The sequence below is a fragment of the Alkaliphilus crotonatoxidans genome, from assembly GCF_054658015.1.
Genome location: NZ_BAAHXS010000006.1, coordinates 279,396 through 292,766, shown reverse-complemented (window position 1 = coordinate 292,766; position 13,371 = coordinate 279,396). Strand labels below are relative to the sequence as shown.

13 protein-coding genes are annotated in these 13,371 nt (G+C 42.7%); 4 read left to right on the top strand and 9 right to left on the bottom strand.

Going from position 1 to position 13,371, the window contains the following annotated elements; all coding sequences use genetic code 11:
• Positions 1 to 14: 14 nt before the first annotated feature.
• The 4 genes from ACYQ1I_RS13415 to ACYQ1I_RS13400 all read right to left on the bottom strand — a co-directional run bounded on the left by ACYQ1I_RS13415 (position 15) and on the right by ACYQ1I_RS13400 (position 3,558).
• Complete coding sequence (locus tag ACYQ1I_RS13415) at positions 15 to 1,433, bottom strand: phage baseplate assembly protein V (protein ID WP_459766143.1); 1,419 nt, start codon at positions 1,431 to 1,433, stop codon at positions 15 to 17.
• A 3-nt stretch (positions 1,434 to 1,436) separates the two neighbouring features.
• Positions 1,437 to 2,063 (bottom strand): hypothetical protein, encoded by a 627-nt coding sequence (locus tag ACYQ1I_RS13410; RefSeq protein ID WP_459766141.1) that lies wholly within the window; start codon positions 2,061 to 2,063, stop codon positions 1,437 to 1,439.
• A 244-nt stretch (positions 2,064 to 2,307) separates the two neighbouring features.
• On the bottom strand, positions 2,308 to 2,871 hold the full coding sequence (locus ACYQ1I_RS13405; RefSeq protein ID WP_459766139.1) for a DNA-3-methyladenine glycosylase I: 564 nt from the start codon (positions 2,869 to 2,871) through the stop codon (positions 2,308 to 2,310).
• A 42-nt stretch (positions 2,872 to 2,913) separates the two neighbouring features.
• On the bottom strand, positions 2,914 to 3,558 hold the full coding sequence (locus ACYQ1I_RS13400) for a hypothetical protein (RefSeq protein WP_459766137.1): 645 nt from the start codon (positions 3,556 to 3,558) through the stop codon (positions 2,914 to 2,916).
• A 235-nt stretch (positions 3,559 to 3,793) separates the two neighbouring features.
• Between ACYQ1I_RS13400 and ACYQ1I_RS13395 the strand changes: the two genes are divergently transcribed.
• The 4 genes from ACYQ1I_RS13395 to ACYQ1I_RS13380 all read left to right on the top strand — a co-directional run bounded on the left by ACYQ1I_RS13395 (position 3,794) and on the right by ACYQ1I_RS13380 (position 7,890).
• Positions 3,794 to 5,080: an IS30 family transposase gene (locus ACYQ1I_RS13395; protein ID WP_459761661.1), complete on the top strand. Its 1,287-nt coding sequence runs from the start codon at positions 3,794 to 3,796 to the stop codon at positions 5,078 to 5,080.
• A gap of 435 nt (positions 5,081 to 5,515) precedes the next feature.
• The gene (locus ACYQ1I_RS13390; protein WP_459766135.1) at positions 5,516 to 5,965 is read left to right on the top strand and encodes a hypothetical protein; all 450 of its coding nucleotides are present in this window, start codon (positions 5,516 to 5,518) and stop codon (positions 5,963 to 5,965) included.
• A 62-nt stretch (positions 5,966 to 6,027) separates the two neighbouring features.
• Positions 6,028 to 7,374: a D-serine ammonia-lyase gene (dsdA, locus tag ACYQ1I_RS13385; RefSeq protein WP_459766133.1), complete on the top strand. Its 1,347-nt coding sequence runs from the start codon at positions 6,028 to 6,030 to the stop codon at positions 7,372 to 7,374.
• Positions 7,375 to 7,509: 135 nt separating this feature from the next.
• Complete coding sequence (locus tag ACYQ1I_RS13380) at positions 7,510 to 7,890, top strand: DUF4183 domain-containing protein (RefSeq protein ID WP_459766131.1); 381 nt, start codon at positions 7,510 to 7,512, stop codon at positions 7,888 to 7,890.
• A gap of 19 nt (positions 7,891 to 7,909) precedes the next feature.
• Here the strand turns inward: ACYQ1I_RS13380 and ACYQ1I_RS13375 are convergent, their stop codons facing one another.
• Genes ACYQ1I_RS13375 through ACYQ1I_RS13355 form a run of 5 tightly spaced genes read right to left on the bottom strand, consistent with a single transcriptional unit; the run spans position 7,910 to position 13,361 of the window.
• Entirely contained in the window at positions 7,910 to 10,447 is a 2,538-nt protein-coding gene (locus ACYQ1I_RS13375) for a glycosyltransferase (protein ID WP_459766130.1), read from the bottom strand.
• 19 nt (positions 10,448 to 10,466) lie between these two features.
• The gene (locus tag ACYQ1I_RS13370; protein ID WP_459766129.1) at positions 10,467 to 10,814 is read right to left on the bottom strand and encodes a tetratricopeptide repeat protein; all 348 of its coding nucleotides are present in this window, start codon (positions 10,812 to 10,814) and stop codon (positions 10,467 to 10,469) included.
• Positions 10,807 to 12,756, bottom strand: coding sequence for a motility associated factor glycosyltransferase family protein (locus tag ACYQ1I_RS13365; RefSeq protein ID WP_459766127.1), 1,950 nt, complete (start codon positions 12,754 to 12,756; stop codon positions 10,807 to 10,809). Before ACYQ1I_RS13365 ends, ACYQ1I_RS13370 begins: the two co-directional genes overlap by 8 nt.
• Positions 12,734 to 13,057: a hypothetical protein gene (locus ACYQ1I_RS13360; RefSeq protein WP_459766125.1), complete on the bottom strand. Its 324-nt coding sequence runs from the start codon at positions 13,055 to 13,057 to the stop codon at positions 12,734 to 12,736. Before ACYQ1I_RS13360 ends, ACYQ1I_RS13365 begins: the two co-directional genes overlap by 23 nt.
• A complete protein-coding gene (locus ACYQ1I_RS13355) occupies positions 13,032 to 13,361 on the bottom strand; it encodes a hypothetical protein (protein ID WP_459766123.1) in 330 nt (109 codons plus the stop codon). Before ACYQ1I_RS13355 ends, ACYQ1I_RS13360 begins: the two co-directional genes overlap by 26 nt.
• Positions 13,362 to 13,371 lie beyond the last annotated feature (10 nt).

Below are 13,371 nucleotides of genomic sequence, written 5' to 3'. Positions count from 1 at the left end.
TTCTCAAGCCTCTTTTAATTTGTTTTAACTTCCTTACCCGTAACAGTAATATCCTTTTCTAAATCAATAGAGCTTTCCTTAGCTTCGATTTTGATATGATCTGTAGCCTCCATGTTGACGTTTCTTGCTTTAATTTCTATATCATTTACAGCAGTAAAGGATATTTTATCATTGCTGTTTAAGGTCACCGTTCCGTCGTCATTTAATGACATATACACCATGCCGTCCTTCGAGATGATGTCAATGCCGTTGGGACGAAATTTCAGTTCCTTTCCAAAGGCTGTACGTAAATATTTAACATTGGTATCTGCCATTCGGTGGGAAGGATCAAGGGCTTCAATGTTCTCGCTGGGGTCATGGGGCTTAACAGAGTTGATGACCATTCCCTTTTCCTCTTCATCATCTGGAAAGTACAGTCTGACAGTATCGTTAATCTCTGGCATACAGTACCAACCAGTTTCATCCTCTGAGGCATACATTGTGGCATAGGGAAACCAATAGGCTGTCGATACCTCTTGACTTTGGTCAATCTCTAGGTGAACCTTGACATTGTCCCGAGCCGTGGCAATTACCCTGCCAAATATTGAAGAGCCTGCAATCCTTTGATTGTGAATTCTGGGTCTTTGGGCTCCCTTTTCAAAGGCTAGTAGGTAACGATTTTTAATGACCGATTGATTATGTTCCTCCAAGGTAGCTTCAATCACGTGCATGGTCCTTTTAAAAAGCTTGACGGTGTCCCCCAGATTTAAAATTTGGTCAGTTTCAACCTCATAATAGATAAAGCTGTTTTCATGGGCCCCAGGCACATGCTGATGAAATTTCTGATAGGCCGCCAGGTCCTTTTTCACCCTGTAGTGATGTACCGTTAACTCATTCTTCTCAATTTTCGGAAGGCCAAAATAAAATTTAGGGCCTGGGGACAAGCTGTAGGGAACCAGGCTGGTCTGGAACCTGGAGGCCATTCTCTTTAAAAATTCCCAGTCGGTTTCCCGATATTGAATAATGGGTTTTTCAATGGCGGCCCCCTGGGTAATTTTATCCATGCAATCAGCCCTTTGATAGCCAGAAATAACCGACCTGATTAAATTTTCATAGGTCATACTTTGATTTTGAAAGGATCTGCTTTTAGGAACTAAATCCATTAAATAGGTGCAGGACAAGGCCTTAAGGGAAATATAATAGATACCTCCGCTATGGTTGACCTCCATTTCCACAATAATACCGCTGAAAAGGGTGCTGTCCTCCTTTTTAATTTCGATTGGCTGATCAATGCTCAGCTCTTTCATGTAATTGTCCTCTACGTCATGGGGCAGAATTCCCTTTAATTGCAATTGAGCGTGCTGATTCAGCGCCTGATGAAGCTTTAGGCTTTCGATACTAATCAGCTCATATTGAGCGATTTTAATATTCCCATAACTAACGGTAGCCGCCATGTTCTATCCCTCCTCATGGATTTCTATGGTATTCATTACACCATAAAAGAATAGCTCCCATTTTTTCATGTCCTTCTTGATGCAATTCATATTACATACAAGGGCCTTCCCCTTTAGGGATAGTACAAAGATTAAATTGTACAGCTGGCCTCCAATGACAAAATTTGGAAAGGTATAGTAGGCCACATTGGTTTCCCCTACCATCAACTCCCCGCTGTCTAAAATTTCAGAGGAGGGATTAACTGATAGAAAGCTGTCCTTCATCACATCCCGAAAGGCTGACACTTCATCATTTTCCAGCTCCTGCCGGGAATAATTAATTCCAATATTCACCGTATCCTTTTTATTTGTATAGATGATCTGGGGTCTAGCCTCGCTGGGATATTTAATTCTCGCTACGTTATCCGCCATTCGCCTTAGCTCCTGAGGAATATAGATGGAAAAGGATTTTTGAAACAACAGCTTTTTTTCTGTCTCAATTTTATGGTCCTTTAGCACTACCTTCCCGGCTCTTATTCCTTCCATTACCTCTCGTAGCTGATCTTGGAATTTTTCAGCCTCCTGGGCCTGCTGCCTCTCTTCCTTAATGACATTCACCACTTGAATGATCTTCTCATCAAAATGCTCCATCAAATTCTTCACTCCTTTTGTGCTGTTGGCCTATTTTACTCAATAAATGTTAGCAACAGCTTTTCATAAAAAAATTACATTTCTACATAAATTTACATATTGCTTAAAAATTCGATTTACATGAGGCTTTTCCTTTATTTTCAATATCGGCCTACAGTCCTAATTCTACAAAAAAAATCATTGCCTTATGAAATGTCATCATAAAGCAATGATTTAAAGTAAATTTATCGTAATTGTAATACCACTATCGGCATTGATGATATTGCTTGCACCATACCATATGGTCATTGACCATTCCAACGGCCTGCATATAGGCATAGCAGATGGTGGAGCCTACAAACTTGAATCCATGAGCAATCAGGGCCTTGCTCATGGCGTCAGAGATTTCCGTTTTGGCCGGTACCTGAGATGGGTCTGTCCAGCTGTTAATAATGGGCTTATGGTCTACAAAGCTCCAAATATATTTGTCGAAGGTACCATGCTCCTGTTGAAGCTTCAGAAAGGCCTGGGCATTGGTAACCAGGGCATTAATTTTAGCTCTATTCCTTATAATACCGGGGTTCAGCAAAAGCTCATCCTTTTTTGTCTGGTCATATCGAGCAATGATGGTGGCATCAAAGCCATCGAAGGCCTCCCTCATGGTTTCACGCTTTGTTAAAATGGTGTTCCAGCTCAACCCTGCCTGCATTCCCTCTAAGATCAGCATTTCAAATAATAAGGCATCATCATGAACGGGCTTTCCCCAGGCATTATCATGATATTCAATATCAAGGCTGGTTTTGGCCCATGGGCATCGTCTTTCTTCCAAGGAATCTTTCCCCTTTCAATCTAGTCTTACCCATATTATACCCTATTTTTTTAAAACAGCCCATAGGCCGGCGGCCAATAAAGCACCGGGTAGAGAAAGATAGGCCAGCTTAAAATCCCCTTCTTGGGGAGCTGATTTCCCAACTACTGCTTCCTTTTCTATTGTCTCAACTCCCCTGACGGAAAACTCCTTTAATAGTTTTGTCAATTCATTTCGGTAGGCTTCCTCTATGGTGTCTTCAAGGATTGTAATTTCCTCTAAAAGGGCTTCACCTGATGTAATATTTGTAGAGGATATCTCATTAAAGGCAATGGGCACCACAGCCTGGGGGCTTAGGGGAGTAAAATAGCCCTCCTGTTCAGTAAGGAATAGTAATACCTCATTTCCCCCTGTATCTAAGCTATAGTGGGTACTTACATTTTCCGGTGGTGTTGTTACAGTGATATAGGCTTCTTCACCGGTTCCCTTTAAATAATATTTCACCTGTACCCGCCAGGCAATCTCATTAAATCTCTCTTTTTCAACTTCTCCTGTTTTTCCTTCTACCACCCCGACAATAATGGTATCTGCCTTAACTAAATCCCCAGGTTCAAGATACATCCAACAGGCATTTGAAAAGCTCGCTGTCATTAAAAAGATAAATACCGCCATGATAAAGCTTGATTTCATAACCTTTAGCCTTTTCATCGTCAACTTCCCTTCTCTTTTTCTTTTTTAGACGCCATTTGGTTGATTCTTTAATTGCAAATCGAAATGCAACCCTTTCAATTGAAATTAAAATATATAAAGCGATAAAATGAATAAATTCCAGGTGGTTGCAATCTGGCTTACAAAAGATTGGTCTTGAACCAATCTTTTTATTTACAAACCTTTTCTCTGCCATATATTCTAAATGGGTTGGCGGCAAAAAGGAGAGTAAAATATGTCTAAGTTTTTTACATACGAAGAGAGGCTAACCCTTCAAAAATACCTAAAAGAGAGTGTATCATTTAAAGAAATTGCTCGGAGATTGCATAAGAATCCGACAACGATTTCCAGAGAAGTCCGTAAGCATCTTGCAGAAGTAGCCACTGGATATCCAGGGTTTCCATACAATGCTTGCAAAAACCGTATTAACTGTAGAAAGAAAAGGCTCTGCGGCAAGGAATGCTCGAGGCTTTCAGCAGCATACTGCAAACTCTGTCAAAAGTGTAACCACAACTGCCCTGACTTCATTGAGGAAATCTGTACTGCAAGATTTCGGGTACCTTACGTCTGCAATGGCTGCGAGCAGATCAGTAAGTGTACTTTGATGAAAAACCTCTACCATGCGGAGCATGCTCATGTTAAAGCTCATAAAATTATTTCTGAATCCCGTAGTGGTCTGTGTGTCAGCGAAGAAGAGATAGCCAGACTTAATGCAATTATCAGTCCGCTGGTGAAGCAGGGACAATCCATCCATCAGATTTATGTTACTCATCAAGATGAAATAATGTGTAGTGAAAAAACCATCTATAACTACATCGATGCCTGCTTGCTCGATGTGCGCAATATTGATTTACCCAGGAAAGTAAAGTTCCGCGAGCGATATAAAAAGCCGGAATTTAAAGTAGACAAGGGCTGCAGAATTGGTCGCAACTACGAGGCGTTCCAAAGCTTCATTGACGATAATCCTGATACTGCGATCGTCCAAATGGACACTGTAATTGGTTCCCAGGGTGGTAAGTGCCTACTAACAATACATTTCGTAGAAACTAATCTGATGCTTGCTTTCCTGAGGGAATCCAATACCTCTCAATCGGTAATTGATATATTTAATGACCTTGATCAACGGCTCGGACGTGAACCGTTTCGAAAACTGTTTCCTGTTATTCTTACGGACAATGGTAGTGAGTTTTCCAATCCCAAGGCTATTGAGTATGGGCCTGATTTGCGCACACGGATTTATTACTGCGATGCCGGTTGTCCTCACCAGAAGGGGGCTATTGAAGTCAATCATTGCCTGATTCGTAGAGTGCTTCCTAAAGGGACAAGCTTTAATCACCTAGTTCAGGAAGACATCACAACGATGATGAATCATATCAATTCCTACAAAAGAAAAAAGCTGAACAATCGTAGCCCATACGAAACGTTCAGCTTCTACCACGGAGAAGAGGTTTTGCATAAACTCGGATGTTCACCGGTTGCAGCCGATAACATCACGCTAAAACAAAGTCTTCTCAAAAAGTAACATTAGAAACTAAGTACTGCGCTGCCAACTATCCATGCTTAATCCATAAAACAGGGGTGGATTCTCCGATTACAAAAAAATCGAGAGGGAGTCGATCTCTGTTTGGCATGCCCATTTTAACCCATAATACACCAGATTTTTCGGAAAATCAAACTGCATTTGGGTTACAATAGTGGCTTTTTGTTTTCAAAACTGGCTTCTCGAGTACAAAAACTGCGTTTCGTTTACAAATATTCAGTTGTCGGTTTCAAATATTGCGTTTCACTTTACAAAATGGCATCTCGCCTTTCATTTAAGTCCATTTGGTTGATTTTGGTTCCTTGGGTAAGGGAATAAAATTGAAATAATCCAGTATTTGTTTAATAATCTATATTTTAGTGTTATAATTGTGATTATAAAAGTGCCAGAACATTAGCTAAAAGGAGGGTCTGATACTTGAAAGTAAAAGTTAGATGGATCATTATTGCAATACTAGCCATTTATTTAATTCTTATAATGAAACCTACCCCTGATCTTTTATTTGAGCTGTCAAACAGCAATTTTTCTTATCTATCAATTAGTTTTTTAGAAGGATATAGTCAAAACCAGAGTATTTCAATCAGCGACCCTGAAACTATTCAATGTTTTGTTGATTATATTACCTCCCTTGAGGCAAAGGAAATAAAGAATAATCATCCCTATGATAATTTAGATTCTCACCTAGCTATTGCGCTGTCATCTAGGGAAGATGAAACTGATACTTATTTAATGGAAATTATTAATGACCAGTATCTTTATATCTCTACCATGCTTAAAAACCAGAAGGCAAGGATAAATAAAACCTATATGCTGCAAGATGGAAAATTAGACCGTGAAGTATTGTACAAACTTTTAAATACCAATTAATGTGAGTCTTAAAAGGCAAAAATTTTTAAGAAATAGTGCTTAATAAAAAAGGAGGTGATTCTTTGAATCAATTTAATCAAACAATTGAAGGGCTACAAAGGAAGTACCCGCTCATCGGGGAAATGACCCGTTACCAGGAGGTCTTTTGGATCAATGAAAAATACGGCACCCTTCAACAGTTGCCCTTTAGTTCCAAGGATATTCAAGATGCCCGGGAAAGACTTGAAAGATTTGCTCCCTACCTGGCCCACTGTTATCCTGACACCAGGCCCACGAATGGAATGGTGGAATCACCCCTAAGGGCAATTCCCCAAATGCAGCAGGCCCTATCCAATTATTATGGACAAAAAATACCTGGTCAACTGCTGCTAAAATGCGACAGTCATCTTGCCATATCGGGTTCAATCAAAGCCCGGGGAGGAATTTATGAGGTATTAAAATTTGCTGAGAAGCTGGCAATCGAAGGGGGTTTGCTCTCATGGGAGGACAACTATGCTGTTCTTGCTGACACAGCCTTTAAGGCCCTTTTCTCTCAATATCGTATTGCCGTTGGCTCTACAGGGAATTTAGGCCTTAGTATCGGTATCATCAGCGCCGGCCTTGGCTTCGATGTAACCGTACATATGTCGGCTGATGCCAGGGAATGGAAAAAAAATCTGCTTCGATCCAAGGGAGTTACGGTCGTAGAGTATGCTGATGATTATCAAAAGGCCGTGGCTGAGGGCCGCCGCCAAGCAGCCCAGGACCCATTGTGTCATTTTGTTGATGATGAAGGCTCACCCGATCTATTTTTAGGCTACGGAGTGGCTGCCCAGGGTCTTCAAAAACAATTAGAAGAACAGGGTATCATCGTAGATAAGGAACATCCATTATTTGTCTATCTGCCCTGTGGTGTAGGGGGCGGCCCCGGAGGCGTCGCTTTTGGCTTAAAGCAGATTTTTGGAGACAACCTTTACTGTTTCTTTGGCGAACCCACCCACGCCCCCTGTATGCTATTAGGCTTGATGACTGGTCTACATGACGGCATTTCAGTTTTTGACATAGGTCTTGACGGAAAAACCGCTGCCGACGGCCTGGCGGTTCCCCGGCCCTCCCGTTTGGTGGGCAGCATCATAGAATCCCTATTAAATGGCTGCTTCACCGTTTCAGATCAGGAGCTGTTTAAGCTATTGGCCCTGCTGGCCGACACAGAGGAAATCTATATAGAGCCCTCGGCCTGTGCAGGCTTTTCTGGGCTGCATCACCTTTTCCATTCCCGGCCCTATTTAGAAAAGCATTTTACAGCAAAACAGCTTATACAAAGCACCCATATAGTTTGGGCCACCGGGGGAAGCATGGTACCCCGCGAGGAGATGGAAAGCTATTACCAACAGGGAAAGGTTCTGCTCAATTTGAATCAAAAAGCTTAAGACATTAGTCCTTTTGGATTAATGTCTTTTTTGAAACGCTTTTGAACTTAAATCTAAAGTTCATGGCGCAACTCTAAAAGCAAATTAATATACTACAGTAGAAATGGTATTTCAAAACAAAAGGAGGGATAATCCATGGCTACAAAGCTATTTAAACTTGTTATGAGTGCTGTTACCTCAACTGACACCGATATTAATCCCGAGGTGGAAAAATATTTTTATGATTTTGACGATGCCGACAGGGTCGGCAATACCATTACCATTCCAGCCACAGCCTTTACCGACGATGCTGGAAACACCATGACAGGAAACCTCACCACTGTCACAACCGATAATGGCTATTATTTACTCTTTGTAAACGGCGTACTTCAGCAGTCCAGTCTGTTTACCGTCAGTGCCGGCGGCTCACAGGTTGTTATTTCCCAGGCCTCCACAGTACCTGTTAGTGCGCCAATCACATTGGTAGTTAATAACTTTGCACCATCCTCCACCTCCACCACAACAATAACAGGTTAACTATTCATCAGGATGTGCATCAGCACATCCTGAAATTATATATCTTATTCAACCGTTTCTTTTCCAGCTCAATCAGCTCGCTATCGGGATATTGGCAATATCCCTTATTCAGTATTTTAATCGCCTTGCTGATACCAAGATATAAAAAAACAGGAATCACTTCAGGCCACCGGGCACATTGTAATAAATAATGGGTGGCTTCTTCTGTCCTTTCAAGGAACCACAGACAAGTGGCAACATAGCCAGCATTGATGATCTGTAGACCCTGACTTTTTTCCAATTGAAGAAAACAACTTAACGCCCCGTCAAATTCCTGATTTTTAAAATGAATTGCCCCCCTAATATAGGCGATAAAATCCTCTTTACAGGTAAAATAGCTTCCTTCCTGAACCCAGGGAAGCGCTTCCAGTATATCTGGCTTTTTTCGATACAATTCCTCTATTTTCTCTAATAGCTTTTCATTTAACGGCTCCCATTGTAGGCCCCGTATATAGGCCGTTAGGGCCTGCCTTTCCCTGCGGTTTTCTTCATAATATACTGCAATTTTATAATGAATCGTGCCGGGATTAAATCCTTCCGCCTGGGTTGACTTAAGGCCTTTTTCCCCGGTCAAGCCCTGGTAAAATTTCTTTAAATTTCTGTTACTGCTTCTATCCATTGAACCCCGCTTGTCATTCCATTGTACTCCTCTTGACCATTCAGGAAAGCTTTGACAAAGCCAATCCTGAAGCTGCCCTTCGATTGCCAGGGCTGCCAAAACAGGTTCCAAAGGGCCCTGGGGCTTAACAGCACCCAGCTTTGAAATTGATTGGGCCAGAGCTGTATTACCTGAGCGTATAAATTTCCCGATGACTACTTCTTTAAACTGAAGCTGTTGGGCAGCATTGTCAATGGACAAAAAAATATTCTTCAAAGCCTCATAGTCCTCTACCTGGGCCCAGGCCTCTACCAATACCAAAGGTTCCTTTCCATTCATCTTTAACAGGGGCAAAAGCAGCAATCTGGCCTTTTCTACCTTCTGCAGCCATAAAAAGTTTTCCATAATACTTCTCAGGCTTTCATATTGATCTAACTCTAATTCCCCATTGGCTTCGCCGACCAAAAGCAGCCTGTGAACCCAGTGATACAGAGATTTTTCCTTTGAATCCAGGGCCGGGTGCTGATCCATTTCCCCTAGCAGCTCCTTGGCTTTCTGCCATTGATCCCCAGCCCAATGGAGTTCAATCCGTTGTAATAAAAGCATACTAAAAAATGTGCTCCCTTTGTCAACTAGCTTTAAGCATCTTTCAGCCCTTTTTGTCTGACCCAGCATAGCATAGCAGTAAGCTTGAATACTGGCAACCTGATTTCCCTTTCCTAAAAACTGTTCCAGTCCGGAAGAATACCTTAAAAGCAAGCTATATTGCCGGAATTGAAATAAAATATCCATTATTTTAATTACCTGCTGGGTCCTTCCCAATTCCATGGCCTTCACCAAAAGTTCCTCCAGGCCCTTGAAATTCATTAGTCTTTGGCTTAAGAGCCCAATCTTACCTAACAGAGCCTGGCTTTCCCGTCCTTGACCATAGGCCTTTAGATAATCCTCCAGCCCCCGGGCGTAATTAAGCATCTGACAATGAAGGTCCCCCAGGGTCTCTATAACTATGGTATTGGATATCTCTGGCCTTGGAATCAAATAATTGGCCTGCCCTCTAATTTCCAAAGCCCTTTTCAAATCTTCAAGGGCCTCCTGAAGCTGACCTGACTGCCTGCGGCCTTCCCCCCGAAGGACATAAAGGTCCAGATAAAATGGAAAATGGCCTATTCCTTCGGTGGCCACGACTATGGCTTCATGGTACCTTTTTAGGGTGAGATAGACCCAGCAGAGGCATTTATACAGGTGAGGTGCGAATAAATAATCCAAATTTACCAGCCCACAGGCTTTATGAAGGTATGGGAGACTGGCTTCATATTGCTGCTCATTGATACACCTGACTCCATACTGATATTGAAAAAAGCTGTCTTCTTGATATTCCTGGGTTTTATCTAAGGGGTAATTTCCGATGGTGGTTAAATAAAATTTTTCTTGTTGTATAACGCTGATCTTCAAGGCTCTGACATTGCTTAACACCTCGTCGTCAATTCGCCCAAGGCAGTTAAATTGATATTCCTGCCGATTACGAATTAAACGAAGCCCTTGAAGGGCCGTTAGAATAGGCATCTTACTAAAATGAGGCACCAAGTGAAGCAGATACCCCTCTGCATTGGGATTTTTCAAATGGATCAAAAGCTGCTCTAGCTCCTTTTGGGAAATTGATTCGCTTCCATAGAGAAATAGCACCCATCGGCCCCTGGCCAGACTCAAGGCCAGATTTTTTGCATGGCTTTCATAGGTATTCCCTTCCAACGAATAGAGCCTGGCCCCTGCTTCCCTGGCCAGGGAAGGGGTTTGGTCCTTGGAAGCAAAATCCATCACCAGGATTTCCCCCACCAAGGGCTTCATTAATTTCAGGGTGTGGGGAAGCATTTTTTCATGATCCTTTGTGAGGATACAGAGGGTTAGCTGATTTTTTTCCATCGTAATTGCTTCCTCCCTTCTAAGGCTGCCCCAGGGTGGTATAAATTTCCTCTGCGGCCTTATACTGCCCCAGCTGGTAATGGCAATCCCCCAGCTTTTCTTTAATCTCTCTGCTTTCTGCCTGGGCTAAATAGTTTTCATAGAGCTGAAGGGCCCTGGCTGTTTTACCCAGTCGGCATAAAACCTCACCGTAATGGAGGATAAGGGGATGATAATAAGCATTCAACCGATAGGCCCTTTCAAAATATAATTCGCTATTTTCCCAGTCCTCTAGCTCAAGAAGGCAGATGCCAATTTCAACCAACAGCTCAGCTGTTTCAGGAGCCTTAATCAATTGATCCAGCTTGCGCTGAAGCACTTCACTCATTTTCAGTCTGCCCCCCTTCTCCGCCGGTATTCAAGACCTCCAGCAATTGTCTGATATTGGCCTGGGCATCCTCCAAGTGAACCGATACACTCTGGCATACCACATTGAGATGCTGAAAAAAATCATGCTGAATACCAAATATCTCTGTAATTTTCTCTGGTGTATCCAACAAGCCCTGGCGATTCATTAAGTGATAATAGATAAAAATTACCTGCTGACAAAAGCAGCGAACCAAGTCATCCTTAATAAATAATTGATAGGCCGCTATATTATTCTGATAGGCCCCCTCCAAAATAGGCCGATATTTTTCCTGGTCCTGTTCCCTGGAAAGGACCATCATTTTTCTACAGGTGAGCTTTCCCTTGCTCGCCCTCTGGCTAAGGCTTCGGAACAATCTGGCATAGCTTTCGATACTCTCAAGCAAAGCCATAAGCCTCGGTATTCTTTCAGAAACAGACAACCGGGCCCTATGGTCTAAAATCAACTGATGCACCGGCCTTTCGATTGTATCCTTACAGTAGCCTTCAATTACCTGCTTTAAGGATTGCCGTTGGGCTCCCTTTATTTTAGCCCCTCCCTCGGTGGCATTGATAATGGTCTTATGGGAATGAGTGGCGATTTTTCCCTCCAGCCCCTGCTTAAAGTCAACCCAAAGCTGATTAGAGGCAACCTGCTGCTCCTCATTTCCCTCTACATAAACCACAGGCTTAGCCTCTAAAATCTCCCTGGCCCGTTTCCCTTCCTCCTGTAAATAAAGGGCATCCTTGCTATGGGTCACCCCCTCAGGCCCATAGGCATAGTCCTGACCTACAAACACAATGGGGTCAGCCCCCAAATAAACCGCCAGCTCCAGGGCCAGGTGGGAAACATTGGCTCCTGCCTCCAGGGCACTGCCATCTCCTATAAACCTGTTTAACCACTCATTGATGGCCTCCTGTCTGCGAAAAAGGGGAATTTTTGCCCCGGGAAAGGCTGGATAAACCTGCCTGTCAACCAAGCCTAGGCAAAGCAGCGCCATGTCCTGGGGATAGTCAACATTTTTAAAATGATATTCATAGGTATATTTGGTTCGTTCAATGATGGTGAGAATATGGGGCTTGATTCCGTTTCTTAACAGGGGAATAATGGCCGATTCCGTTGATATAATCAAGCCTCTATCCTGTATTTTCTTTAAGTCCTCAAGGCCTTTGTCCAGGGAAGGGCCGTTGCCGATAATAAAGGCCGGTATATTTTGATATTGGTCTTTAAGGCAGCTTAAATAAGGATTGGTTAAGATTTCTTTGAGATTGGCTAAAAGATTGTGCAGACCAATTAAATTGTCTAAATGATCATTACCGATATAGAATACATAGAGTCCCAACTGAGAGAATACATACTGGTGAATCTTCATATACTGCTCCTTCCAGTTTCTCTGGGCCAAGGGAGTAAAGTACAGGGCAGGGACCGTACAGTTGGCAAAGACTATACTAAAGAACAATTGATCGAAGGCCTTTGAGAAATCCGTTATATCTCCCACTAGAAAAACAATTTTTTGGGTGCTGATAATGGCCTCCATATCAAAATAGTGGAGCATAGCAGCGAAGAGGTATAAATTTTCCTCAAAGACAATGACCAGGGTATGGGCCTGCTTTCGCTTAAACACCTCCGATAGATGATAACCAAAGCCGCTCCCATACATAAATACAGCACCCTTACCCTCTATGGGTACGTTATCACACCAGATACCGGCCTCCTGCCAGGGGTCGGTGCCAGTAATCTGAAAGCTATGATCTCCTTCACAATAGTGGCCTATGGGGTACCCATCGGGAGAATAGGTGACTTTAATTCGTTCCCATAGCACCGTTTCATCTACTTTCTCTAAAATATCCTTTATCCAGGGATTTAGAAGCATCAGGTTTTTTTTGTACATATCTCTTTTTTCATTCTCCCTGGCAATAATCACTGCTTTCACCCCCCATCCATTTCTCAAACAGAGGCAGAATTGTCAGCGCCAATGTATCGGTCATGGCTGCGATATCCCTATGTTTAATGGCCCCATGAAGATCATGCAGCCCCTTTAAAAGCGCCTCCTCGTCAATATAGGGGCCCTCTGCATAATAAATATGAATTAACAGGTTTTCCAGGTCCTCCAGGCCATTAAAAAGCTGTTGAAGACCGGTCTGATCCTGTCCCCTTTGCAGGGCATAAAGGGTTTCTTCAAGGGAATTTTTTAACATCTTACCCCTTCTTTTCAATGGTTCCATCATGATCCCCCCTGTCTTCACCGTAATCAGCCAGCTCCCTCCAAGCATGTTGCTGATAAGCATCCAGGTTTTTGAGGGTATAGTATACCGTGGCCTGAATTCTTGCTTCAAAAAAACTGATGGCATGCTGCTGTTTTTCTTGCTCCCTTTGGGTAATGAAGAAGGCCTCCAGCCCTCGGGCTTCTTTTTTAATTTCATGAAGCAGCCCTCTCATTTCAGAAAGATAACAGGCGTATCTGACCAACCTTTTTTTTTGATCTCTTTGATTGACTTCAAGGGCCACAGCCTTATCACTGTTTTCCATAGACATCCCC

What these genes read in the sequence shown, in the direction of transcription:
- ACYQ1I_RS13415 (WP_459766143.1), bottom strand. Translation starts at nt 1,433, where the DNA reads ATGGCGGCTACCGTTAGTTATGGGAATATTAAAATCGCTCAATATGAG.
- ACYQ1I_RS13410 (WP_459766141.1), bottom strand. Translation starts at nt 2,063, where the DNA reads ATGGAGCATTTTGATGAGAAGATCATTCAAGTGGTGAATGTCATTAAG.
- ACYQ1I_RS13400 (WP_459766137.1), bottom strand. Translation starts at nt 3,558, where the DNA reads ATGAAAAGGCTAAAGGTTATGAAATCAAGCTTTATCATGGCGGTATTT.
- ACYQ1I_RS13395 (WP_459761661.1), top strand. Translation starts at nt 3,794, where the DNA reads ATGTCTAAGTTTTTTACATACGAAGAGAGGCTAACCCTTCAAAAATAC.
- ACYQ1I_RS13380 (WP_459766131.1), top strand. Translation starts at nt 7,510, where the DNA reads ATGGCTACAAAGCTATTTAAACTTGTTATGAGTGCTGTTACCTCAACT.
- ACYQ1I_RS13375 (WP_459766130.1), bottom strand. Translation starts at nt 10,447, where the DNA reads ATGGAAAAAAATCAGCTAACCCTCTGTATCCTCACAAAGGATCATGAA.
- ACYQ1I_RS13370 (WP_459766129.1), bottom strand. Translation starts at nt 10,814, where the DNA reads ATGAGTGAAGTGCTTCAGCGCAAGCTGGATCAATTGATTAAGGCTCCT.
- ACYQ1I_RS13360 (WP_459766125.1), bottom strand. Translation starts at nt 13,057, where the DNA reads ATGGAACCATTGAAAAGAAGGGGTAAGATGTTAAAAAATTCCCTTGAA.
- ACYQ1I_RS13355 (WP_459766123.1), bottom strand. Translation starts at nt 13,361, where the DNA reads ATGGAAAACAGTGATAAGGCTGTGGCCCTTGAAGTCAATCAAAGAGAT.